Source organism: Rothia sp. HMSC062F03, assembly GCF_001836905.1.
GTDB classification, from domain to species: domain Bacteria; phylum Actinomycetota; class Actinomycetes; order Actinomycetales; family Micrococcaceae; genus Rothia; species Rothia mucilaginosa_A.
Genome location: NZ_KV830870.1, coordinates 1 through 22,689, shown reverse-complemented (window position 1 = coordinate 22,689; position 22,689 = coordinate 1). Strand labels below are relative to the sequence as shown.

Here is a 22,689-nt window from a genome sequence, read left to right as displayed (position 1 = left end):
ACTCGTTGGGGCTGCAAGAACGACCCCACCATGGGTAAAAAGGATAACCCGAACCCGCGTCTGCGCAAGGCCGATATCCGTACCGGTCAGCGTTGGCACCTCAACGATAACGGTGACGGGGACACAGAGTATTCACTGCACCGCGACTGGCCCGACATGTAAACCAACTCTGACCCAATATATAAATAACCGCAGCAGGCGGCCCCGGATGCATGTGCGTCCGGGGCCGTTTTTGTTTTACCGTGCCGTGCCGAAAAATTGTGCCATAGGTTAGTGTCTTTAGTCGTAGTTAAAAACCATGGCAGAAGACGCTAAACCATGGACAAATTCTGCACGGGTTACAGCCCCATAGCGAAAATTCTCGGCGTAAAAAGTCTCGGCATGAAAACCCTCACCGCGTAACAATCCGTAACACCCCCTTGCGGGATACCCCCCTAGGGTATACACTTAAGCCATGGAAACCACTAGCAACCAGTGCTGCCACAGCACATCCGCCCAGGTCAGCACCGCATCCGGCGCCCCCACTGAGGAGCCCACCGAGGCGCACACCGGCGCATGCTGCGGCGGCGAGGCGCCCGAAACCCAGCACGGTTACGCTTCCAACAAAGAGGCGCACCTCAAGCGCCTGCGCCGCATCGAAGGGCAGGTTCGCGGCATCGCCCGCATGGTCGACGAAGATAAGTACTGCATCGACATCCTCACCCAGGTTGCCGCGGTCTCCAAGGCGCTCCACGCCGTCTCCCTAAACCTGCTCGAAGAGCACATCGGCCACTGCGTGACCGGCGCCGCCGTCGAATCCGAACGCACCGGCGACCCGACCATCGCAGAGGCCAAGGTCAAAGAGGCAACCGCCGCCATCTCCCGCCTCATGCGCAGCTAAACGCGCCACCCCTAAACGCCCCGCGGCCCCAAGTTTTCAACCCCACAACCGAAAGGAAACTCATCATGAGCACCACCACCGTTAAGGCAACCGGCCTGACCTGCAACCACTGCGCTATGAGCGTCAGCGAAGAGGTCAGCGAAGTTCCCGGCGTGACCGGCGTGACCGTGGACGTCGTCAAGGACGGCATCTCCACCGTCACCATTGAGCACGAGGGCACCCTCAACACCCAGGCTGTTGCAGACGCTATTGTGGAGGCTGGCTTCACCCCCGCCGTCTAATCGACCGCCACACAACAGCCCCGGGACAACTCAAACCGGTACGCTAGACATAGCAACCCACACCCAGGAGTCACCATGGCATACCCGGCTAACTACATCGCAATGGTCGTCGGCGCGGTTCGCACCCTCGTCGGCGTCGAAAACATGCACCTGCGCGACGCGATTGCCCGCGTCGCCCGGCAGATGAGCCTGGACCCCGCCCTGGTCGATTCCTGGGTCAAGCAGAGCCCCGAATATACGGCGCGTGAAGACGCGACCGGCGCCGCGCGACGCAGCGGCACGAGCGCGAATAAGCGTTCCGCCGAGCACGAGCAGGGTCTGAAGGCTCGCGAGAAGGCGAACGCTTCGCCGTTCCCGCGGGCCGCTGTGAAACGCGCGTACGGCGTCTCCGATCGAGGCGCGAAGGTGACCGGTGTTCGCCCGCACACGACCCGCCCGGATGGGCTACCCGGCGACCACTAAGCCGCGTTGATTTTTCCCTCGCGCACCCTCGACGGTGCGCCCTGATACTGCACCATACACCGTCCGGGGCGGGGTCCTTCGGGGCCCTTCCCCCGGCTTGGTGTGTGCCTTTTTCTACCCTCCCGTTTTTGAGTTTTGAGGAAGTATTGTGTCTTCTACACAGCCTTCACTAATCACCCGTGAGCCCTCATCACAGAGTGAGCGCTCTCTTTTTAATCCTGCCGGAACGACCGCAAAATCAACGGAGTCAACCCGAATTATCCACGTGGATATTCAGGGCATGACCTGTGCATCCTGCGTGGGCCGCGTGGAGCGTAAGCTCCGCAAAATCCCCGGTGTTGACCCGGCGGTGAACCTGCCGCTGGAGTCCGCGCGCGTCATCGTACCCGAGGGCGTGAGCGACGAGCAGATTGTTGAGACCATCAACAACGCCGGCTACAAGGCGCACCTCAAAAACGGCCCGCGCGTGGGCGCCGCGACTGATGCGAGCGCATCCGACGGCGGCGGTCAGCACACCACCCCGAGCATGAAGGGCGGCTTCACCGACCGCATTATCTACGCGACGATTCTGGGTGTGCCCATCTTCCTGATTTCCATGTTCCCGGCGTTCCAGTTCCCGAACTGGGGCTGGGTCGTGGCGATTCTGACCGCGCCGGTCGCGTTCTGGTGCGCCGCGCCGTTCCACCGCGCCGCGCTCATCAATGCCCGTCACGGCTCCTCCACGATGGATACGCTCGTGTCCCTCGGCGTGGTCGTGGCGTACTTCTATTCGCTGGCGCAGCTGCTCATAAACCCGGCGTTGACGGCGCACGTGCACCATGCGGGCGGCAGCTTCTGGTCGATGTTTACCGGCCACCATGCGCCGCTGTACTTCGATTCGGCGTCCATGGTGACGCTGTTCCTGCTGATTGGCCGCGCAATTGAGCACCGCACCCGCCACCGCTCCTCGGATGCGCTGCGCACCCTGCTGAGCATGGGCGCGAAGGAGGCGACCCTGCTGCGCACCGATAAGCAGGGCGTGACCAAGCAGGTGCAGGTTCCGGTGGAGGACCTCATGCCGGATGACCTGTTCCTGGTGCGCCCGGGCGAGAAGATTGCCACGGACGGCGTGGTGGTCGAGGGTACCTCCGCGGTGGATGCGTCCCTGCTGACCGGCGAGTCTGTGCCGGTGGAGGTGCATCCGGGCGATACGGTCACGGGTGCCACGGTGAACACTTCGGGTTCGTTGACGGTGCGCGCCACCCGCGTGGGCACCGAGACGACCCTGGCGAAAATGGGTGAGCTGGTGGCGAGCGCCCAGGAGACGAAGGCTCCGATTGCCCGCCTGGCGGACCGTGTTTCTGCCGTGTTCGTGCCGGTGATTTTGACGATTTCGGCGCTGACTCTGATCGGCTGGTGGCTGATTTCCGGTGACGGTGCGGCGGCGTTCAACGCGGCGGTGTCGGTCCTGGTGGTGGCGTGCCCGTGCGCCCTGGGTTTGGCGACCCCGACGGCTCTGCTGGCGGGTACGGGTCGCGGCTGGCAGCTGGGCATTTTGATTCGTAATGCGCAGGTACTGGAGGCGACGAGCACGGTTGATCGCGTGGTACTGGATAAGACCGGTACCGTGACGACCGGCGAGATGTCCGTGGCGTTCTACGGCACGTTTGGCGACTACGAGTCGGCGGGTGACTTGTCCGGTATTTCGCCGGATTCTGCAGATTCCAAGAGCGAACGTTCCCTGTCTGTTTTGCGTGATGCCGCCGCCGTGGAGGCGCTGAGCGAGCACCCGATTGCCCGCGCGATTGCCGGTTTTGCCCGTGAGCAGGGCGTGCTGGCTGAGGGCGCTTCAGCACCCAGCGTGAGCGGCTTTGAGGGTGTCCCCGGAGGCGTGCGCGGCGTGCTGAGCGGCGCGGGTGAAGGCGCCGAGAGCGGCGCCCCCCAGCTGGTTGTGGTGGGTACTCCCGAGTACCTGCAGGCGGCCGGTGCGCAGCTGAGCGAGGCCCAGTTGGCCCTGCTGGATCAGGCCCGCCGGGCGGGTCTGACGACCGTGGTTGTCGCCCGCGGCGAGATGCCGAATAACGAAGCCGCAGAAGACGCTCCCGCCCCGCTGCCGGTCGGCATGATTTCGGTTGCCGATACCCCCAAGCCGGAGGCAGCAGAAACCATGACGCAGCTGCGTGAGCTCGGCCTGGAGCCCATCCTGCTCACCGGTGACGCCCCGCAGGTTGCGCAGGCGGTCGCCTCGCAGGTCGGCATTTCGGCCGATAACGTGTACGCCGGCGTGACCCCCGAGGGTAAGTCGCAGGTGGTGCGCCAGCTACAGGAGGCCGGTCACCGCGTGGCAATGGTCGGCGACGGCGTGAATGACGCCCCGGCGCTGGCTCTTGCCGAGCTGGGCATTGCGATGGGCTCGGGCACGGACGTTGCCGCGGAGGCCGCCGATATCGTGCTGACCCGCTCGGATGTCGCCTCGGTGGTGACGGCGCTACGCCTCTCCCGCGCTACGCTGCGCACCATCAAGTCGAACCTGTTCTGGGCGTTCGCCTACAATTCGGTGGCTGTTCCGGTCGCTGTGGCGGGCCTGCTGAACCCGATGATTGCGGGTGCGGCAATGGCGTTTAGTTCGGTGTTTGTGGTGCTGAATTCTATGCGTCTGACGGCGTTTAGGAAGTAGCGGAATATGGCGAGAAATTGCCTGAGCGTATAGCGCGAAATTGTCCGAACATTAGCTCTCAATAGCCTGAACGAAAATTTCAAAAGCACATCTCACCGTGCTTTTTGTACGGTAAAAGATATAAAGAAATGCACCGCCCGTGTAAAGGCGGTGCATTTCTTTATGTTTAGTTTTCACGGGCGGCGGCTTGAACACCTAGCGCGAACACCTAGCTCAAACGCCCTACCCGAAAGCCCAAGCTCAACAGCCCGAGCCTAAAAATCCGGCAAGAAAACCTCGCCGAGAGCCCGGCAAAAACATTAGGCCCAGGTGACCAGGTCCTCGATGGAGCGGCGGCTCTTCGGGGCAATCTCGCGGGCACGGTAACCGAAGGTCACAGCCACGGACACGCCGTACTCCTCCGGGTCGAACAGGCCGGCAGAAGTGAGCAGCTCGTTCACTGCCTCGTAGTTCATACCCTCAATGGGGCAGGAGTCGATGCCGAGCATTGCGGCGCCGGTCATCATGTTGCCCAGGGCGATGTAGGTCTGCTTGGATGCCCAGTCGAAGAGCGCGCGGTCGCTTTCCAGGACCTTCATGTCGTTCTTCTGGAAGTTGCCGTAGCGCTCGAGTGCGGCCTCCATCTGCTCCTCGGTGAGGTTGCGGCTTTCGAGGGTGCGGCGCATCCACGGGGTGTCGTAGCGCAGGCCCTTCTTCGCCAGCAGAACAACCAGGTGGCTTGCGTCGTCGAGGGCGCCCGCCATGCCCCAGGCGATCGGCTTGAGCTTTTCGCGCAGTTCGGGGTCCTGGATGACCAGGAACTTCCACGGCTCGGTGCCGACGGAGCTGGGCGACAGGCGCGCAAATTCGAGGATTGCGGCGAAGTCTTCGTCGCTGATGCGGCGGTCGGGGTCGTAGGCGCGGGTTGCGCGGCGGCGGGCGAAAATTTCGAGGGCTTCTTCGCGGGTTACGGTCACGGTTTCATCCTTTGCATGAGGGTTTCATTACCCTGTCATGCTACACCCGCGGAGGGTGCGGGCGGTACGAAATGTGGCGAGTTACGCCCGCAGGAAATACTCCGCAGAAAATATGCGCGAGCGCCGGGGAGCCACCCCAACAGGCCTGTTCCAGCCGCCGCTCAGCCTGCTACCTACCCCCTATTCTGCGCCGGCTTTCATCCACACATCCGAGGAGGCGCGGCGACCAAAAATGACCGCGCGGATTCCTTGGAAGTACAGAATATACGCCGCCCACAAGCCGCAATACCCGGCGAGCGCATCCATGGTGCCGGCGCCGACAGCCCAGTGCAGGCCGAGCATGACGGGCACGTACATGACGAGCATGATGAAGCAGCCGATTGCCAGGTATTTCACGTCCTGCGCGCCCATGAGGATGCCGTCCAGGGTGAACACGTAGGCGGCGATGGGCTGGCCGAGGGCAATGATAACGGTGGCGATGGTGAAGAGGAACGCCACCTGCGCATCCTTAGTGAACAGCCAGGAGCCGAAGAAGCCGATGAGAGGGCAGATTAGGCCGGTGATAACGCCGTAGATGAGGCTCATGCGAAGCAGCCGGTTTTTCAACTGGCGCACCTTCACGCGCTCGGATTCTACGTTGAGGTTGCGTTCGCCGAGTTCCTTGCCGAGTAGCGCCTGGGCGGCGATGGCAAGGGAGTCCAGGGCGTAGAGGAAGAGGTTAAATACGCCCATGCCGAGCTGGTAGGCGGCGGTGTGTTCGGTGCCGAATCGCGCCACGACGAACACGGTCAGCAGGGAGGCGATGCGCATGGACAGGGTGCGCAGCATGAGCCAGGAGCCAAGCGACAGCACCGAACGCATGCCGGCTACATCGGGCGCCCAGCGGACGGCGTGCTCGCGGGTGCCGCGCATCATGACCGCCCCGAGCGCGGCAGCCATGCCCCACTGGGTGAGGGAGGTGCCGGTCGCCGAACCGGCGACACCCCAGCCGACCGGGTAGATGAGCAGCCAGTTCAGCGCAATGTTCACGAGCGTGCCGACCGTGGCGACTTTGAGCGGGGTGACGGTGTCTTGCAGCCCGCGGAGCGTGCCGACCTGCGCGAGGATAATCATCATCGGCGGAATACCCCACAGCGAATGGTGCAGGTAGTCGAGGGCGTAGCTCATGGTTTCGTCGGTCGCGCCGAGGCCGCGCAGCAGCGGGTCTGCGAAGGCGTATCCGGCGATCATGAGGAGCATGCCGAGGCCGAAGGCGACCCACACGCCGTCCACGCCAATCTGCCAGGCGCGGCGCAGGTTCTTCTCGCCGAAGGCGCGCGCCACGGCGGGCGTGGCGGAGTAAGCGAGGAAGTTCATGAGGCCCACGACCGTGGTGACGAGCGTGGCGGCGATGCTCATGCCCGCGAGCTCCGCTTTGCCGAGCTGGCCGATAAGGGCGGAGTCGGTGAGCACGAAGATGGGTTCGGCGATGAGCGCACCGAAGGCGGGTACGGCGAGCGCGAGGATGCGTCGGTTCAGCGAAGGCTCGGCGGTGTTGGTACCGGCATTGGTGCTGGGGCTCGCGGCGGTATTCGCGGTATTCTTCGCGGGCGCGCCGGGTTCGGTGCCACCAGACGCGGTGCTACTGGGTGCAGTGCCGCTGGGTTCAGCAATAGGGTGCTTCTGTGTGCTCATCCTTCTAGGCTACTCCCCGCCGCGGCGGCGGGTGCGTGCGCGCGGGGCGGGGTGCACTCTGCGAGATAGGTGTGCGAGATGGGCGGTTAGGCGCCTCGGCCGCGTAGTTCGTCGAGGGCGCGGCGTTCCTTCTTGGTGGGGCGGCCGCTGCCTCGTTCGCGTTTGGCGACCGGGGGCATGGAGAGGTAGGCGGGGCGCGGGCCGGAAAGGTCTTCGTAGCAGGTGACGGCGATGGGGGCGCCTACGCGTTTGACGAGGAGTTTTTCGACTTTGAAGACGCGTTCCCAGCCGGGGTAGCGCACGCGCACCACGTCGCCTTTTTTGAGTTTTTGGGAGGGTTTGGCGGGGGCGTCGTTGACGCGCACATGGCCACCTTTACATTCGTCGGCGGCGAGGGAGCGGGTTTTAAAGATGCGCACTGACCAGAGCCAGAGGTCGAGCCTGGCGCTGGTTAGTGTGTTGGTGTCTTCTGCGGTCATGTGTTCATTGTGGCGCGAGGCGGGCGGGGCACCAAATCAGGTGCGCCCGCCTGCGCGTCCTGTCTCTCCACAGTTTTCGCAGTGATTCCACCGTATTTTTGCCGGGGTTTCGGCGGGGTTCCACCATGGTTTTACCGAACCGCTCCGCAGCCGGCACCGAACCCGCCATGCGGCAGAAAATTTTCTATTGCACGCATCAGCCTATTGGGGGCAAACTAGCCTCCACTAGGGGTATTGTTAAGTCACCTTCTCAAGAAGTGTTCTCAAGGCCACCAAGTTCGCGTGGTCTACGGGGGGGGTGGCCGCGACGCCACGGGCTCCCCGTAACAGATTGGATATACACCATGTCAGCTTTGAAAAAGCTTATGGCGGCTGCCCTCATCAGCACTGTGCTGTCCTCTTGCTCCTTCGGCCCTTCTCTGGAGAAGGACGAAAGTGCCCGCGCGATTTTCGACGTAGAAAATGACCAGGTAATCCTACCCCTGGACGCTTACAACACCGACGGCAAGGACGAATACTTTACCAAAGCCCTTGAGCTCGCCCGCAAAAAGTGCTTTGCCGAACACGGGCAGCACTACAAGATGTTTGTCCGCACCGAGGGGGCCGGCAGGAACTTCGGCAGGACCTACGGAATCTGGAACGTTGAGTACGCCCAAAAGTACGGCCTCCACAAGAGCGAAGACTCGAATACGCTGGACCTCTCCGCCCCTGCACCCTCCTCCGACCCTGGGAAGGATGTCAGCACCGAATGCTATCAGCGCGCCAGCGATGAGATGAAGCAAATTGGAGAGATACCATTCGGCTCCGCCACGTATAGGCGTGTGGAGACCGACGCTCGAAACGCCGCAGGCGATCGACAGCTCAAAAAATCCCTCGACGACGAGTGGAAGCGATGCGTCAAGGACAAGGGCCTCACCCCCGATAGTGAGATGACCGTCAAGGAAGAAAAGGCCCTCCCTCGAAGCACCGTCGTCTCCGAGGAAGAAATTCGAATCGCCACTATCCAGGCGCAGTGCAATCAGGATGTAGGCCGTTCGCAGAAACTCTACGACCTGGAGGCACAGTACCAGAAGCCGCTCGTCGCCAAGAACCAGGCTGCTCTGGAGAATGAGCTCAAAGAATTCAAACGCCGGGACGAGCAGTTCAAACAGTACGTCCTCGACAACCAGTAACAGCGAATAGCAGTCGGTATGCCGAAAGGGTGTGTGCCGTGTTCAGTGAACGCGGCACACACCCTTCTTACGTTGCACCGGCTATATTGCGTCGGCTACGTTGTACCGGCGGTCTAACCCGCGGCGCTTATGCCTCCACCGTTGCGGTGCGGCGCTCCTTGAGAGCCCAGCCAATCACGCCGGTCAGCAGACCGAACGCAATCCAGGAACCAAGCACCAGCCACTGGTCGCTCGTTGCAACCTCCGGGAAGTACGCAATCGAACGCAGCAGAGTCGAGGAAGCACCCGGCACGAACATCTGACCAATCTGACCCCACACACCGGGCAGGAACGCGCTCGGCATGCTTGCACCGGAAATCGGGTTGCCGATGAACATGGTGACGACGGCGCCCAGGCCCAGGCCTGCGGCGGGGACGAGCAGGCTACCGAAGCCAATCATGAAGGATGCGGTGGCAAGGTAGGTGGCGCCGAACGCTGCCCACAGGGTTGCGAAATCACCGGGAATGAAACCGAACCAGGTGCTCAGAATCAGGGCGGTCAGTGCGCCACCGATGACCGCGTACAGGGTTGCGGTGGCGAAGCGGCGCCAGGTGCCGTTAATCAGGGTCAAGGAAAGCATGCCGCCGATGATTCCACCCATGACCAGGGGGAATGCGGCAATAGCCAGACCGGTACCGGAGGAGTCACTCTCGCTCAGGGGCACCACTGCGGTGGTCTTCACCGCCATTGCGGATGCCTGCTCGGACTGCACCTTCATCTGCTCCAGCTGGGCGGCAGCCTGCGCACCCTGCTCGCCTCCCGCCTGCACCGCCTGGGTGAGGGCTTCCGTCTTAGCGGCGAGTGCCTTCTGCTGAATCTGCGCGTTCAGCTGGGTGGCAACACCGTTGAGCATCTGGGTTGATGCGGTGTTGGCGGCGGGGGCGGTCAGCACCTCGGGAGCAGCGCCTTCGGTGAAGATAATTGCGCCGTAGGTTTCGCGCTGCTTGATTTGCTGTTCAGCCTCTTCGCGGGAGGATGCCTGCTTCAGCTCAAAGGTCTCAATGCCCTTATCTTTGAGGGACTGTTCAAACTGGCTGACGGTCACCTCGGGGCCTGCGATAGAGACGGGCAGGTTCTTTGCCTCCATGGTCTTGGTGGGCCAGGTGAAAGCTAGGACGACGAGTGCTACCACCAAGGATGCTAGTACGGAGGTGCTGATGACCTTGAGCCAGGAGGAGCGCTCGGGGGCTGCTGTGGTCACTGCTTCTGCGGTGACTGCGGTGGTAGTTTCGTTGTTCATGACAATCTCCAAACAAAATGTTTATTTCGTTTACGAGCTAGAACTCTACTCTCGGTTTTTACCAAGCGCAAACGAAATAGCCATTTTGTTTACAAGGTCACAAAAAGAATCGGTGTTGTGTTTACGCGTTCTTTAGTCCCACTCCCTAGACTGGAACCATGCCCCGACTAACAGACGCCACCAAAGCCGCACGCCGAGCCCAAATCATCGAAGCCGCCATTAGCTGCTTCCTCGAAAAGGGCTACACCAACACCTCCATGAGCGACATCATCAAAGCCTCCGGGCTGTCCTCCGGGTCTATCTACTCGCACTTCTCCGGCAAAGAAGACATCCTCATCAGTGCCATCAACGAGCGTCTCAACAGCGTCAAGGAGCTCTACGACACTTTCCCGGGAGGTGCCGGACCCCAGGACATTCTCGAAATCATCTACACCAACCTGCTGGTGAACGAGAACTTCACCGCCATGCTGCGCATCCGCCTTGAATCGCTCCACGCGCCCGAAATCGCCAGGGCAACCGCGGACATCATGCCCCGATTGCAGGGCATCATCGTCAAGACCCTTACCCCCTGGGCAACTGAACAGCTGAGCGTTCTGCACGAGATCAACCCCGATCCGGCGCAGCGCACCCCCGAACAGGAGGCGCTCATCACCGACTACGCCCGCGATACCGCGGACGCCTTCATGATGATCCTTCAGGGGTACATGCTCCGCTCCTTCTTCGGCGCCCCCGAGGAAAAGGACCGCCTCTACCGCGTCGCCTCAGCACTTCTTCCTGAGTAGTTGACCGCCCAATAGTCCCCAAAAATCACCCTTGAGCGGTTGTCTTTCAGCATTTAGACCGTGCAGGGGCAACATAGGTCATTCACATCCTGCAGGCGTAGAATCAAGGAACCATGACTGAATCCTGCACCCCCGCAACCCCCGAGCCGCGCGCCACCAACCCCGCCGAGCTGAACAACCTGCGTGCCGCACACGCCGATGAGCTATCCTCACGCACCCGCGCCACAAGCATCCCGGCAGACTCCTGCTCCCTCTACGACGACGAGGCTCTCGGCGGCACCGCCGGACGCGCCACCGCCTGGCTGGCACTCGAACACGTGGGCCAGTGGGGCCGCGACGTGCTGGACGGCTCCGCCCTCGACGAGGAGCTTTCGGAGGCGTTGGGCGAGGCAGTCTCACAGGCGGGTTTGAAGTTCCTGCTGATCCGCCAGGCGGGCAGGGAGGGCCGCGTACTGCACGGCACGCCGGATGCATCCGGCAACCCGACCCACCGGGTGCTCTACGCGCTCTGCACCCCGGGTGAGGAGAAGCTCTACTCGTTCAGCGTGAGCACCCCCGAACAGCTCCTCGACCTACCTCTGGGCAACCCCCAGGAGTTGATTCAGGCGACCGACGCGGAGCTCATGGACTCCCCCGCCATTCTCGTGTGCACCCATTCCAAGCGCGACCGCTGCTGTGCCCTGCGCGGTCGCCCCATTGCGGCGCACCTGGCGGATATCCTGCCGGGTAATGCGGTATGGGAGTGCTCGCACACGGGTGGTCACCGCTTTGCCCCGGTTGGCATTATGCTACCCACCGGCTACACCTACGGTCGCCTCTCAGAGCCTTCGGCGCTGGCGGCGTACCTGTCGCTGGCGGGTCGTTCCATTCCGTCGCTGCACGGCCTGCGAGGCCGCAGCACGGATACTCCGGTGGAGCAGGCGGCGGAGGTCGCCGTACGCCTCGAACTGGAGAAAAAGGGCGAAGAAGTAACCTCTGGAGGTTTGGTTTCACGTGAAACGTCGGCAATGGAGGCACTGAGTACACTCCGCGAGGCGGACATCGACCCCGCGGTAGAAACCGCCGAGCACCCCACCCTGGAGGCGGCACTCACCTCCCACACCGACGGACGCACCTGGGTCACCTTCTTCGAGCGGGTCGCCCTTGAGCCGCGCCCCAACTCGTGCGGCAAGGGTCCCGCAGATGCTTTCAGCCGCGAACTGCTCGCATTGCATCAGCTCTAAAACCCGCGCATGACTTAGATAGCGCGAAGCCCCGGCGGGCACCTTCTCGGGTGCCCGCCGGGGCTTCGCTGTATCCAGGACTCTCTGCGCCCAGCTACACGCCGGATATAGCAACCACCAACCCGACGGCCGCTCGCCTATCCGGCGAACGGGTTCGGCGCGCCGATGTACTGCAGCTCGGTGTACTCCTCCAGTCCCTCGGGGCCGCCCTCGCGACCCATACCGGACTGCTTCACGCCTCCAAAGGGTGCCGCAGCGTTCGAGATAACGCCGGAGTTGTAACCGATCAGGCCGAACTCCAGACCCGCCGCCATGCGCGTAAAGCGCGGATGGTTGCTCGTGTACACGTACGCCGCCAGGCCGTACTCGGTGTCGTTGGCGAGCTTCAGCGCGGTGCGTTCGCCTTCCTCGCCGTAGCCGCCGAACGTAGCAATCGGGGCGACGGGGCCGAAGATTTCTTCACGCCACACGCGCATCGAATCGGTCACGCCGGTCAGCACGGTGGGGTTGATGAAGTTGCCCTTGTTCAGGTTCTTGGGCATGCCGCCGGTATCGCTCGGAACGTTCTCCTCCAGCTCGGGAATGTCTCCGCCGCAGGCGAGGAGCGCGCCCTTGCCCAGGGCGTCTTCCACCATAAAAAGCATGGATTCAACCGCTGAAGGTTGAATTAGCGGCCCACATTCGGTTCCGTCGACGGCTCCGTCACCCACGACGGTCGCCTCCATACGTTCCACGAAGGCGCGCGTGAACTCTTCTGCCACGTCCTCGTGCACAATGAATCGGTTGGCGGCGGTGCAGGCCTCGCCCATATTCCTCATCTTCGCCGCGTAGGCACCCTCCACAGCGGCGGGGATGTCCGCGTCCTCAAAGACGATGAACGGGGCGTTGCCACCCAGCTCCATGGAGGTGCGCAGAACGTTCTGCGAAGCCTGCGCGAGCAGGGTGCGGCCCACGTCGGTGGAGCCGGTGAACGAGACCTTCCGCAGGCGCTCATCAGCCATCAGCGCGGAGACAACCTCGCTGGTACGGGAGGTGGTCACCACGTTCAGCACGCCGTCCGGCAGGCCCGCCTCACGCATCAGGGACGCGAAGTACAGGGAGCTGAGCGGAGTCAGGGAGGCGGGCTTGAGCACCGCGGTACAACCCGCCGCGAGCGCCGGGGCGACCTTGCGTGCCGCCATGGCGAGCGGGAAGTTCCAGGGGGTGATGAGCAGGCAGGGGCCCACGGGGCGGCGCACGGTGGTGATCTGCAGGCCGGATTCGGGGGCGACCGCGGTGCGGCCGAAGTTGCGGGCGGCTTCTTCGGCGTACCAACGCAGGTAGTTCGCGGCGTAGGCGACTTCGCCGCGGGACTGGTCGAGGGGCTTGCCCATTTCGAGGGTCATGAGCCGGGCGATGACCTCGGTGCGCTGCGTCATGAGCGTGTAGGCGCGGTTGAGGATGTCGGCGCGTTCGCGGGGGCTGGTTGCCGCCCATGAGGTGCGGGCGTCGCAGGCGGCGTCGAGTGCTTCGATGCCCTGTTCGATGCTGGCGTCGGCGACGTGCGCGAGGATTTGGCCACAGGAGGGGTTGTGCACGGGGAAGGAGCCGTTGTCACCGGTGACCCAGGTGCCGCCGATGAGCAGGTCGGTGGGCACGTAGAAGAAGGGGTAGGAGGGCCGTTCGTAGGGGTCGATGGGTTCACGCTGAGGCATGTTGATGCTTTGCATGTGCGGTTCGGCGCGGCCTCGCAGCTGGGCTGATTTCGCGGCGGGCTTTTCGGAAGTAGTGCTTTCGGCAGCGGAGCTTTCGGGTGAGGTGGTCATGGCGTGCCTTTCGGGTTGGGGCGGCCGGTGCGGTCGACTCTGACGCTTTTAATTCTAGTCCCGCCCTCTCCCCTACCCCGCGGCCCGCTACTCGCCCCAAAACGCGCACGGGGTGCCCTCGCGCGCCGCCGATGCCCCTCTCCCCCACTCGACCAACCCGCCCGAGCACGCCGAAGGGGGCCGCATCCGCCACGGATGCAGCCCCCTTCGGGGTGAATTCCCGCTCGGTACGCGAGCAACTGGGGGTTATGGGAGGCCTAGCCCGGAAGGGATGCTCGGTGTGCATCCGCGAAGCCCTGCGCCTCGCTCTCCGCGGTGGTGAGCCGCGAGTGGCGGGGTACTCGGCGGTGGTTTAAGCCCACCTGCGCTCTCAAACCCAGGACTGGCGTGCCTCGATGCGGGTCAGCTCCAGAGGACCACCATCGTTAGTGCCGTGGAAGCGGCCGAAGTGCACGTACGGGCCGCGGTAGGCGCTGTGGTTAATCGGGCTGGAGTACTGGCCGTTGATCGTGTAGTAGAAGCTGTTCTTGTTCACCACGATCTTGCAGTTCAGCGCCTGACCGGTGGTGACCTTCTGACGCAGCTTCATGGTGTGCAGCACGCGCGGGGTGGGGTGGCCGGGGGCGAAACAGAGAATCTGCGCGACCGAGCCGCCCTGGTACGAGGGGCGCACCGCGAGCAGGTAGGTGCCGTCATCCTGGTTTGCTGCGAACTTCTTGCCGATGCCGAAGGCGCCATCGTGCTGGCGGCCGAAGGCGACGTAGCCGTAGTGGCTCTGCTGCTTCGGCAGTGCACCGGTCCACTTCATGGAGAAGTCGAGGGTGTACTTATCGCGGGTGGTGAAGTTAGACAGGGGGCCGAGCAGCACGGACTCGTCGTAACGCTGGCGGTGCACGATGGCCTTGCCGTTCAGTTCGGGCATGTCGGCCGCGGTGGAGGGGTCGGCCGGCAGGATGCCGTGCTGGCGACGGCCGGTGTTAATCTTCACGCTGGAGTCGAAGGGGTCGCCGATCACCCAGTAGGGGTCGGGGCACATGAAGCCCTTCACACCGAGCGCCTTGTAGTTTTCGTAGACGGAGCGGCGGTGGACCTCCCACACGATGACAGCCTTGCCAAGGCCCGTGAGGGTGCGCACGGCGTCCTCGCTCATGGAGCCGTAGCCCGCGCCGGTGGGCTTCTCGTAGAAGGGCACGCCGAGGGCGTCCACGTTCTTGTGGCGGGCCATAGCGGAAATCTTGTCGATGGGGTCGCCGCCGTCGAAGTAGCACCAGGTGCCGCAGCCCGCGGCGTTCACGAGCTTGAGGTAGCGAGAAGTGGGGTTGAAGCCGCCGCTGCCGTCGCGGTACATCTTGATGACGGTGCGACGCTGCAGGCCGCGGTCGGTGATGAACTTGAGCAGGCCCTGCTGTGCCGGGCCGTCCTTCGCCTCGATGAAGAGCACAACCTTCTTGCCGCCGATGGAGGCGTATTCGCCGCCTTCGGGCACGTTGTTGATGGCTTCGATGGCCTCTTCGAGGGTGGGGATGTCGTACAGGCCGATGTTATCGCCCAGGTTTTCACGCATGTCGACCCGGTGGCGGCGTAGCTCGTCGAGGTTGGTATCGCGGACGACCAGGTTGGCGCCGGTGGTGCGCTTGATGCTGGCGTCGTGCATGCAGACAAATTTGCCGTCGCGGGTGGTGCGCACGGAAATTTCGACGGCCAGGGCGCCGCGGCGTACGGACTCGGCGTAGGCGTAGGCGGTGTGCTCGGGGCTGATGTTGCCCGCGCCGCGGTGTGCGATGAAGAATTCATCGGTCTTGTACAGCAGCTGGTGCGCGGGGGATCCGCTGCGCACGGCGGCAAGCTGTGCGGTCGTGTTGGCGGCTGCGTGGGCCTCACCGGTCTGCAGCGCGAGGGCTGCGGGCACGAGTGCGGAGGCACCGAGGAAGCCGCGGCGGCTCATCTTCTTGGTGGTGTTCGAGAGTACGGTCACCGTAGTGGTCCTTTTTTCTGTAGTGAGTTGAGCGTTATGTGTGTGGTTGGGTTCAAAGTTTCCGTTTATAGCTGAGATGCCGGAATCTCTCAACTCAAACTGTAACTCTAAGTAGAATAACGATTTTTTATCGTTTCTTCACGGGTATTTAGGGATTCTGGGGTATTATGCACACCTCCTTTTTACTCTCGGCGCAAGGGGCGGTTGGGCGTTTCACCTTTTCCGCCGCTTTTCGGGTTTAACACCTCGGGGTCGTTAAAAAATTTCTCGAATAACGAAAAAGGCCGCGTTCTAGACTCGTGCGAGCCTGCAGAACGCGGCCTTTCGTGCGGTCACTGCACGAGGCCTTCACCCAACGTAGGGGCCTCGATTACTTCTTGGTAGCCTGGGCCACGCGGTCACCGGCGTTGACGGGGCGGCGTGCCTCGGAGTCCTTCGAGATGTTGAACTTGGCGGTGTTGGTAATCATCACCATGGTTTCCTTGGAGGGGATACGACCCTCGATGGCTGCCCAGTCCACCTCGATAATGGGGGCGCCTGCCTCCACCTTGTCGCCCACGTTTGCAATCTTGGTGAAGCCCTCGCCGCCGAGCTCAACGGTGTCGATACCGATGTGCACGAGCACCTCACCGCCGTTGTCGGTGCGGAGCATGAAGGCGTGCAGGGTGTCCTGAATCAGGGCGATGGTGCCCGCGACGGGGGCAACGATGGTACCTGCGGTGGGGTTCACGGCGTAGCCGTCACCCATGACGCCCTGGGAGAAGACCGGGTCGGAAACTTCGCTCAGCGGCAGGTACTCGCCGGTGACGGGTGCGACGTAGACGTCTGCGGATGCGGCTTCCTGTGCGGCGGCTTCCTTCTTCTTCTTGCCGAAACCAAACATATGTGCTCCTTCTCTAGCGCTAGGGGTAGCGTATTTTTCGTAGCGCAGGCTCGTCCGCGACGGATGCGGCGTCATTGCCTGATGGATTCCGCACCGGGGCTCCCGGGGAGGCCAGTTGAGGGAAGCCGCTCTAGACACTCCGGTGCATATGAACTCAGAATACCGCACCCGGGGCCGCTACATATGAACCGTAATCGGTTTCAGCGAATTTCTGCAAATATTCCGCAAATCTGGCATTTTAGCCTCGCTTCAATGCGCGGGTAGCGCGCGAGTACACTTAGGGAAGAACCGGCGCCGCGAACAGGCGAGCGCCGAGAGAGTAAGAAGGCTACACGATGACTGAAACGGCAACCGAGACCGTTCTTGAAGTATTTATCCCCGGCCCGGGCGAGAACCCGGAGGACCCGCAGGACATGGAGCGCTCCGTCTTCCTGGGGGCAGCTCAGGAAGCCCTGGATTCGGGCGTTGAGATTGAGGTGTACTCCACCGATTCGTACCCCTCTGCATTTGAGGAGTGCGCCCCGGTGGCCGAGCAGATTGAGATGAACGGCCGCGAGGTGCTGCCGCTCATGCTCGTCAACGGCGAGGTGAAGGTGTCCTTCACCTACCCGACCGCAGAGCAGATCAAGCGCTTCTCCCGCGCGCACATGGTGTCGCAGCCGAAGGCGAACGCGGCCGCCGCGGCGTGCGGCCCGACCGGCTCCTCCATGGTGCCGAACCTCAGCCCCCTGGCCGAGCCCGCCGGTTTTGCGGCCACCCTGGCCGGCAAGACCGCCCAACCGGTGGGCGGCCCGGACATCGGCAACCGCGTGAACCTCATGGGCGGCGACACCGGCGACGGTATTCCCGCCTCCGGCTCGGTGGCCGTCAAGTCTGGCGGCTGCGGATGCGGTGGTTGCGGCTGCGGCGGCCACTAGTCGACCGCGGCGGCGGGTCAACCCCGCCCAGCTGAGCCCCGGCGCGAGCGTCGGCCCCGACCGACCCTCACCCGAGATTTAAAAGAGCGGTGCCCGCCCCTCGTGAAGAGGAGGCGGGCACCGCTCTTTGCTCTGCGGCTGCGCTAGGCGCGCGGTACCTTACTTGTTCAGGGAGGTACCGACGGAGCCGAGCTGCTGGCAAGCCTCGACCACGCGAGCGGCCATGCCTGCCTCAGCAGCGGCACCCCAAACGCGGGGGTCGTAGGTCTTCTTGTTGCCGACCTCGCCGTCAACCTTCAGCACACCGTCGTAGTTGCTGAACATGTGGCCGGCAACGGGGCGGGTGAAGGCGTACTGGGTGTCGGTGTCGATGTTCATCTTGATAACACCGTAGGACACTGCGTCTGCAATCTCCTGCTCGGTGGAGCCGGAGCCACCGTGGAACACCAGGTAGAAGGGCTTGTCACCCTTGCCGTACTTGGCGCCGACCTCGGTCTGGATTTCCTTGAGCAGCTCGGGGCGCAGGTGCACGTTACCCGGCTTGTACACGCCGTGAACGTTACCGAAGGTCAGGGCTGCCATGTAGGTGCCCTTCTCGCCCAGGCCGATGGCCTCAACGGTCTTGATGGCGTCTGCAACGGTGGTGTACAGGGAGTCGTCGATAGCGCCTTCAACGCCGTCTTCCTCGCCACCGACGGCGCCGATCTCAACCTCGAGCACAATCTTTGCCTTGGAGGTACGCTCGATCAGCTCGGATGCGATCTTCAGGTTCTCGTCCAGGTCGATTGCGGAACCGTCCCACATGTGGGAGTTGAAGATGGGGTCCTCACCGCGGGCGACAGCCTTCTCGGACTCTGCCAGCAGGGGCAGAACGAAGCCCTCCAGCTTGTCCTTGGGGCAGTGGTCGGTGTGCAGTGCAATGTTCACGTCGTACTGCTTAGCAACCTCGCGTGCGTAGGCTGCGAAGGCCAGGGAGCCAACGACCATATCCTTCTTGGAAGCGCCGGACCAGTATGCTGCACCACCGGTGGATGCCTGGATGATACCGTCCGAACCGGCCTCTGCGAAGCCGCGGATTGCGGCGTTCAGGGTCTGCGAGGAGGTCACGTTCACTGCGGGGTATGCGAAGCCCTGTTCCTTCGCACGCTGCAGCATTTCTGCGTAGACTTCGGGGGTTGCAATAGCCATATGCTGACTCCTTGGATAGATGCGACCGGACACCTAGTGGACCGGTTCACCATTTTGTTGGCGCGCGAGGCGCCTCCTACTCGCACTATTTTACCAAGGCATAACTAAGAAGCTCTATCTTTTTGTGGGGTTTTTTGGGGTTTGCTGGGCCGGAGATTCCGCGGAATTACGCGGTAAAGTAGAGGTATTAATGACCTAATGCCTCGAGTGGGGTTCGGCCCGCGGTTCAATCACCAGCCCGACCCGCTACGGGGATAACGCACACGATATTGCGGCACCGAAAGGGACTCTCATGGGCGCATCAAAGGCAAAAAATAGCGCGAAGCGGCGCGAGCTTAACCGCGAAAAACGGGCTCGTCAGGCGCAGCGTCGCGCTGAACGTGAGCACCCGAACGCCGCCGCTATTGCTCCGGTGCGCGCGCAGTTGGATGAGGTTCTGGAGCGTAAGAGCCGCCATGTGATGGGTCACGGCGATGTCGCCAAGTCCCTGGCGCTTATCGAGCGGATGCGCGCCGAGGGTGCGGAGGACCCGCAGATTGACGAGGCGCTGGCCAAGGCAAAGCTACCCTCGGTCGTGCAGGTGGGTCGCCGTTCGTTCCTGCACTGGCCGAGCTGGTGGTGGTTGAACCGCCGCGAGCGCGCGCTGCGGGCGAAGATTGACCGGCTGATGGAGGGCTAAGTCCCCGTTTTGAATAGGTTGTGAGAGCACCCCGCTGTGGGTGCTCTTGTGCTGTGCGGTGGTGGGGTAATTGATTTTTTGGACTCGGGGTTCAATTAACCTATTTCACAAAACAATGAAAACCACACAATACAACATGAACCAAATATATTCATAAGATATGCATTATATGTATATAAATTGTTACGTGATGCGAGTTATATTACCTAAATTACCGTGCTATAGTCGTTATAACCCGCAGACGTGTTCCCAACCACATTTCGTGTAGCACGTGCTTCAGACGTAACTATCCAAGGAGGTATAGCGTGAGCACCTCGCCGAACAAGAACCCGCAGACTTCTGCAGCGGATCAGTACACTAAGCCCCCCACAGATGACCCGTTCGCACACGAGCAGGAAGGCTTCCACAAGGGGCTCGGCGCACGCCAGCTCCAGATGATCGCCATCGGTTCCGCTATCGGTACCGGCCTGTTCCTGGGCACCGGTAGCCGCCTGCAGGACGCAGGCCCCATGCTCGCCGTCATCTACGCCGTCATCGGCTTCTTCGGCTACCTGATCCTTCGAGCCCTCGGCGAGCTGATTCTTCACCGCCCCTCCTCGGGCTCCTTCGTCTCGTACACCCGCGAATTCTACGGCGAAAAGGCCGCATTCGTCTCCGGATGGCTGTACTGGCTGAACTGGGCAATGACCGCCGTTGCAGACGCCACCGCAATCGCTATCTACATCAGCTGGTTCGGTCGATACAACCAGTTCTTCGCAGATATTCCCCAGTGGCTCAGCGCATTCATCGTCGTTGTCATCACCGTTGCCTTGAACCTTATCTCCGTGAAGCTCTTCGGTGAGCTGGAATTCTGGTTCGCACTCATTAAAATCCTTGCCCTGCTGTCCTTCATGGCGGTAGGTATCTGGTACCTGGTCTTCGGTGAACCCATCAACGGCGTCACCCCCGGCCTGAGCCTTATTGCAGCCAATGACGGCTTCTTCCCCAACGGTATTCTTCCCGCTCTTATCGTGGTTCAGGGCGTTGTGTTCGCCTACGCCGGTATTGAGCTGGTCGGCACCACCAGTGGTGAAACCAAGAACGTTGAGAAGGTTATCCCCCGCGCTATCAACACCGTGATCTGGCGTATTGCGATCTTCTACGTTGGTTCCGTGGTTCTACTCTGCCTGCTCATGCCCTACACCGCATACAAGGATGCAGAGTCGCCGTTCGTAACCTTCTTCGATGCTATCGGCATTGACGGTACCGCACCGATTATGCAGCTGGTCGTTATTACCGCGGCTGCTTCCTCGCTGAACGCTGGCCTGTACTCCACCGGCCGTATTCTCCACTCGATGGGTGTTGCAGGTTCGGCACCGAAGTTCACCACCAAGGTGTCCCGCTCCGGCGTTCCGGTGGCAGGTATTCTGCTGACCGGCGTGATTGGCCTCTTCGGTGTTGTGCTGAACTTCTTCGTTCCCGAGCAGGCGTTCGAGGTCGTGCTGAACATCGCATCCGTGGGCACCATGGCCAGCTGGGCGGCTATCGCAATGTCGCATCAGAAGTACCTGAAGCTGGTCGGTGAGGGCAAGTACAAGCGCCCCAAGTACCGCGCACCCGGCGGTCGCTTCAGTGACTGGGCCGTGATGGTGTTCCTCGCGATTGTGATTGTGCTGATGGCGCTGGATTACCCGGTGGGTACCTACACCCTGGCATCGCTGCTGGTGGTTATCCCGCTGCTGATTATCGGCTGGTACACGGTTCGTGACCGCGTCAACGAGATTGCTCGCGTCCGTGAAGGCTACACCGGTTCCGTGCCCGTGATTGCTGCCCGCCCCGTGGTGAAGAAGCTCGTTTCGGAGCCGCACACCCACATCGCGCTCGACGAATTTGCCGACGATGAAGACCACGGCACCGCCCATAAGGGCCACCACGACAAGCCCTAACCCACCCGCCCGCGTGCACGGTGCTTAGCTCACCGTGCACGCACCAAAAACACAAAATACATTTTGTAAGAGTGTGTTCTGGAATATTTTTGGCATAATTATTGCTAATATCCGCGCTAAACGCACTCACTGCCAACGCATTGTTTGCAGCATAATTATTCAAAGGAGAAAATCATGACTGAACGTCCTAGCGCACACGCGGTGGAATTTGTTGACGTCGCCTCGATGGCAAAGTGGATTCAGAAGGACGGCGTAGGCAACATCATTGCCGGCATGGTCGACTTCCTCGAAGAAGACTTCAAGAAGTGGCAGAGCTTCGACAAGATCCCGCGCGTCGCCTCCCACACCCCCTTCGGTGTGATTGAGCTGATGCCCACCTCCGACAACATCACCTACTCCTTCAAGTACGTGAACGGTCACCCGTCGAACCCGGCACGCGGCTTCCAGACCGTGACCGCGTTCGGTCTGCTCGCTGACGTGGATAACGGCTACCCCGTGTTCCTGGCTGAGATGACCCTACTGACCGCGCTGCGTACCGCCGGCGTGTCCGCCATGGTTGCTAAGCACCTGGCACGCAAGGATTCGAAGAAGATGGCGATGATCGGTACCGGCTCGCAGTCTGAGTTCCAGGCGCTGGGTATGCGCGCTGTGCTCGGCATTGAGGACCTGTCCGTCTACGACGTTGATCCGCACGCGATGGAGAAGTTCCGCCGCAACCTGGAGCCGCTGGGCTTCCGCATCCACCTGGCTAAGGACGTGGACGAGGCTGTTGAGGGTGCCGACATTATTACCACCTGCACCGCCGATAAGCAGCAGGCGAAGGTTCTGCTGGACCGCCAGGTGAAGCCCGGCGTGCACCTGAACGCTATTGGTGGCGACTGCCCCGGCAAGACTGAGCTGGAAAGCGAAATTCTGGACCGTTCCACCGTTTTTGTTGAGTTCCCGCCGCAGACCCGCATTGAGGGCGAGATTCAGCAGAAGGACCCGGACTTCCCGGTGGTGGAGTTCTGGAAGGTTCTGACCGGTGAGGAGCCGGGCCGTGTGTCGGATGAGCAGATTACCCTGTTTGATTCGGTGGGCTTCGCGATTTCTGACTTCTCGGGTCTGCGTTATGCCCGTGCGGCTACGCAGGACACCGACCTGCAGCAGTTCATTGACCTGGTTGCTAGCCCGGATGATCCGAAGGATCTGTACTCGCTGGTGAACGTTAACGTTCCGGTGGGCTAAAAGGCTAAGCAACCTGACGCTGAGCGGCCTTGAGCTGGCGGGCCTGTAGGTGCGCCGGCGTAGGCTGCGAGGTTGAGAGTGGATACAGCGGGAGCCGGGGAGTGGTGACACTCCCCGGCTCCTTCTTGTGAAATTTTCTTGTGCGCGGATTTTCTTGTGGGCAACTTGTGCGCAATCTGCGGCTGGTTCGCCCGTTCTGCCATTCAGCGGGTGCGGCTACTGGCGGGTGGCGATAATTTCACGCGC

Annotated in this window: 19 protein-coding genes; 11 read left to right on the top strand and 8 right to left on the bottom strand. The window is 62.1% G+C overall.

Features of this window, described 5'->3' with window-relative positions; all coding sequences use genetic code 11:
• The first annotated feature begins 454 nt into the window (after nucleotides 1-454).
• The 4 genes from HMPREF2674_RS03275 to HMPREF2674_RS03260 all read left to right on the top strand — a co-directional run bounded on the left by HMPREF2674_RS03275 (nucleotide 455) and on the right by HMPREF2674_RS03260 (nucleotide 4,279).
• Nucleotides 455-880 carry a metal-sensitive transcriptional regulator gene (locus tag HMPREF2674_RS03275; RefSeq protein ID WP_049347475.1) on the top strand — a complete coding sequence of 142 codons (426 nt, stop codon included), beginning with the start codon at nucleotides 455-457 and terminating at the stop codon, nucleotides 878-880.
• 65 nt (nucleotides 881-945) lie between these two features.
• Nucleotides 946-1,161, top strand: a complete 216-nt coding sequence (locus HMPREF2674_RS03270; RefSeq protein WP_070824805.1) for a heavy-metal-associated domain-containing protein — start codon at nucleotides 946-948, stop codon at nucleotides 1,159-1,161.
• 75 nt (nucleotides 1,162-1,236) lie between these two features.
• Nucleotides 1,237-1,623 carry a hypothetical protein gene (locus tag HMPREF2674_RS03265; RefSeq protein ID WP_049347478.1) on the top strand — a complete coding sequence of 129 codons (387 nt, stop codon included), beginning with the start codon at nucleotides 1,237-1,239 and terminating at the stop codon, nucleotides 1,621-1,623.
• Between the two features lie 145 nt (nucleotides 1,624-1,768).
• On the top strand, nucleotides 1,769-4,279 hold the full coding sequence (locus tag HMPREF2674_RS03260; RefSeq protein ID WP_070824804.1) for a heavy metal translocating P-type ATPase: 2,511 nt from the start codon (nucleotides 1,769-1,771) through the stop codon (nucleotides 4,277-4,279).
• Nucleotides 4,280-4,578: 299 nt separating this feature from the next.
• On the opposite strand, the gene HMPREF2674_RS03255 is transcribed toward HMPREF2674_RS03260, so the two are convergent.
• The 3 genes from HMPREF2674_RS03255 to HMPREF2674_RS03245 form a co-directional block, all read right to left on the bottom strand.
• Nucleotides 4,579-5,235, bottom strand: coding sequence for an NAD(P)H-dependent oxidoreductase (locus tag HMPREF2674_RS03255; protein WP_049332370.1), 657 nt, complete (start codon nucleotides 5,233-5,235; stop codon nucleotides 4,579-4,581).
• A 180-nt stretch (nucleotides 5,236-5,415) separates the two neighbouring features.
• Nucleotides 5,416-6,909, bottom strand: coding sequence for an MATE family efflux transporter (locus HMPREF2674_RS03250; protein WP_070824803.1), 1,494 nt, complete (start codon nucleotides 6,907-6,909; stop codon nucleotides 5,416-5,418).
• Nucleotides 6,910-6,995: 86 nt separating this feature from the next.
• Nucleotides 6,996-7,388: an RNA-binding S4 domain-containing protein gene (locus tag HMPREF2674_RS03245; protein ID WP_049332365.1), complete on the bottom strand. Its 393-nt coding sequence runs from the start codon at nucleotides 7,386-7,388 to the stop codon at nucleotides 6,996-6,998.
• Between the two features lie 344 nt (nucleotides 7,389-7,732).
• On the opposite strand from HMPREF2674_RS03245, the gene HMPREF2674_RS03240 reads away from it, so the two are divergent.
• Entirely contained in the window at nucleotides 7,733-8,560 is an 828-nt protein-coding gene (locus tag HMPREF2674_RS03240) for a UDP pyrophosphate synthase (RefSeq protein WP_070824802.1), read from the top strand.
• Nucleotides 8,561-8,687: 127 nt separating this feature from the next.
• On the opposite strand, the gene HMPREF2674_RS03235 is transcribed toward HMPREF2674_RS03240, so the two are convergent.
• Nucleotides 8,688-9,839: an ABC transporter permease gene (locus tag HMPREF2674_RS03235; protein WP_246826162.1), complete on the bottom strand. Its 1,152-nt coding sequence runs from the start codon at nucleotides 9,837-9,839 to the stop codon at nucleotides 8,688-8,690.
• A gap of 158 nt (nucleotides 9,840-9,997) precedes the next feature.
• On the opposite strand from HMPREF2674_RS03235, the gene HMPREF2674_RS03230 reads away from it, so the two are divergent.
• Nucleotides 9,998-10,621, top strand: coding sequence for a TetR/AcrR family transcriptional regulator (locus HMPREF2674_RS03230; RefSeq protein ID WP_070824800.1), 624 nt, complete (start codon nucleotides 9,998-10,000; stop codon nucleotides 10,619-10,621).
• A 113-nt stretch (nucleotides 10,622-10,734) separates the two neighbouring features.
• Complete coding sequence (locus HMPREF2674_RS03225) at nucleotides 10,735-11,844, top strand: sucrase ferredoxin (protein ID WP_070824799.1); 1,110 nt, start codon at nucleotides 10,735-10,737, stop codon at nucleotides 11,842-11,844.
• A 137-nt stretch (nucleotides 11,845-11,981) separates the two neighbouring features.
• Here the strand turns inward: HMPREF2674_RS03225 and HMPREF2674_RS03220 are convergent, their stop codons facing one another.
• The 3 genes from HMPREF2674_RS03220 to HMPREF2674_RS03210 all read right to left on the bottom strand — a co-directional run bounded on the left by HMPREF2674_RS03220 (nucleotide 11,982) and on the right by HMPREF2674_RS03210 (nucleotide 16,507).
• Nucleotides 11,982-13,649, bottom strand: a complete 1,668-nt coding sequence (locus HMPREF2674_RS03220) for an NAD-dependent succinate-semialdehyde dehydrogenase (protein WP_070824798.1) — start codon at nucleotides 13,647-13,649, stop codon at nucleotides 11,982-11,984.
• A gap of 370 nt (nucleotides 13,650-14,019) precedes the next feature.
• Nucleotides 14,020-15,624 (bottom strand): glycerophosphodiester phosphodiesterase, encoded by a 1,605-nt coding sequence (locus HMPREF2674_RS03215; RefSeq protein WP_246826161.1) that lies wholly within the window; start codon nucleotides 15,622-15,624, stop codon nucleotides 14,020-14,022.
• A 370-nt stretch (nucleotides 15,625-15,994) separates the two neighbouring features.
• On the bottom strand, nucleotides 15,995-16,507 hold the full coding sequence (locus HMPREF2674_RS03210) for a PTS sugar transporter subunit IIA (RefSeq protein WP_049332355.1): 513 nt from the start codon (nucleotides 16,505-16,507) through the stop codon (nucleotides 15,995-15,997).
• A gap of 335 nt (nucleotides 16,508-16,842) precedes the next feature.
• On the opposite strand from HMPREF2674_RS03210, the gene HMPREF2674_RS03205 reads away from it, so the two are divergent.
• The gene (locus HMPREF2674_RS03205; protein WP_070680885.1) at nucleotides 16,843-17,424 is read left to right on the top strand and encodes an arsenic metallochaperone ArsD family protein; all 582 of its coding nucleotides are present in this window, start codon (nucleotides 16,843-16,845) and stop codon (nucleotides 17,422-17,424) included.
• 159 nt (nucleotides 17,425-17,583) lie between these two features.
• Here the strand turns inward: HMPREF2674_RS03205 and fbaA are convergent, their stop codons facing one another.
• On the bottom strand, nucleotides 17,584-18,612 hold the full coding sequence (gene fbaA, locus HMPREF2674_RS03200) for a class II fructose-bisphosphate aldolase (RefSeq protein ID WP_049332351.1): 1,029 nt from the start codon (nucleotides 18,610-18,612) through the stop codon (nucleotides 17,584-17,586).
• A 292-nt stretch (nucleotides 18,613-18,904) separates the two neighbouring features.
• On the opposite strand from fbaA, the gene HMPREF2674_RS03195 reads away from it, so the two are divergent.
• From HMPREF2674_RS03195 to HMPREF2674_RS03185, 3 genes are all read left to right on the top strand, one after another.
• A complete protein-coding gene (locus HMPREF2674_RS03195) occupies nucleotides 18,905-19,291 on the top strand; it encodes a cobalamin ABC transporter ATPase (RefSeq protein WP_070824797.1) in 387 nt (128 codons plus the stop codon).
• A 305-nt stretch (nucleotides 19,292-19,596) separates the two neighbouring features.
• Nucleotides 19,597-21,216, top strand: coding sequence for an amino acid permease (locus HMPREF2674_RS03190; RefSeq protein ID WP_070824796.1), 1,620 nt, complete (start codon nucleotides 19,597-19,599; stop codon nucleotides 21,214-21,216).
• Nucleotides 21,217-21,390: 174 nt separating this feature from the next.
• The gene (locus HMPREF2674_RS03185) at nucleotides 21,391-22,443 is read left to right on the top strand and encodes an ornithine cyclodeaminase (RefSeq protein WP_049344604.1); all 1,053 of its coding nucleotides are present in this window, start codon (nucleotides 21,391-21,393) and stop codon (nucleotides 22,441-22,443) included.
• Nucleotides 22,444-22,689: the final 246 nt, after the last annotated feature.

Bases quoted from the DNA above. Each gene is read 5' to 3' on its own strand.
- fbaA (WP_049332351.1), bottom strand. From the start codon at position 18,612: ATGGCTATTGCAACCCCCGAAGTCTACGCAGAAATGCTGCAGCGTGCG.
- HMPREF2674_RS03205 (WP_070680885.1), top strand. From the start codon at position 16,843: ATGACTGAAACGGCAACCGAGACCGTTCTTGAAGTATTTATCCCCGGC.
- HMPREF2674_RS03240 (WP_070824802.1), top strand. From the start codon at position 7,733: ATGTCAGCTTTGAAAAAGCTTATGGCGGCTGCCCTCATCAGCACTGTG.
- HMPREF2674_RS03265 (WP_049347478.1), top strand. From the start codon at position 1,237: ATGGCATACCCGGCTAACTACATCGCAATGGTCGTCGGCGCGGTTCGC.
- HMPREF2674_RS03235 (WP_246826162.1), bottom strand. From the start codon at position 9,839: ATGAACAACGAAACTACCACCGCAGTCACCGCAGAAGCAGTGACCACA.
- HMPREF2674_RS03210 (WP_049332355.1), bottom strand. From the start codon at position 16,507: ATGTTTGGTTTCGGCAAGAAGAAGAAGGAAGCCGCCGCACAGGAAGCC.
- HMPREF2674_RS03270 (WP_070824805.1), top strand. From the start codon at position 946: ATGAGCACCACCACCGTTAAGGCAACCGGCCTGACCTGCAACCACTGC.
- HMPREF2674_RS03230 (WP_070824800.1), top strand. From the start codon at position 9,998: ATGCCCCGACTAACAGACGCCACCAAAGCCGCACGCCGAGCCCAAATC.
- HMPREF2674_RS03195 (WP_070824797.1), top strand. From the start codon at position 18,905: ATGGGCGCATCAAAGGCAAAAAATAGCGCGAAGCGGCGCGAGCTTAAC.
- HMPREF2674_RS03220 (WP_070824798.1), bottom strand. From the start codon at position 13,649: ATGACCACCTCACCCGAAAGCTCCGCTGCCGAAAGCACTACTTCCGAA.
- HMPREF2674_RS03185 (WP_049344604.1), top strand. From the start codon at position 21,391: ATGACTGAACGTCCTAGCGCACACGCGGTGGAATTTGTTGACGTCGCC.
- HMPREF2674_RS03250 (WP_070824803.1), bottom strand. From the start codon at position 6,909: ATGAGCACACAGAAGCACCCTATTGCTGAACCCAGCGGCACTGCACCC.
- HMPREF2674_RS03245 (WP_049332365.1), bottom strand. From the start codon at position 7,388: ATGACCGCAGAAGACACCAACACACTAACCAGCGCCAGGCTCGACCTC.
- HMPREF2674_RS03275 (WP_049347475.1), top strand. From the start codon at position 455: ATGGAAACCACTAGCAACCAGTGCTGCCACAGCACATCCGCCCAGGTC.
- HMPREF2674_RS03225 (WP_070824799.1), top strand. From the start codon at position 10,735: ATGACTGAATCCTGCACCCCCGCAACCCCCGAGCCGCGCGCCACCAAC.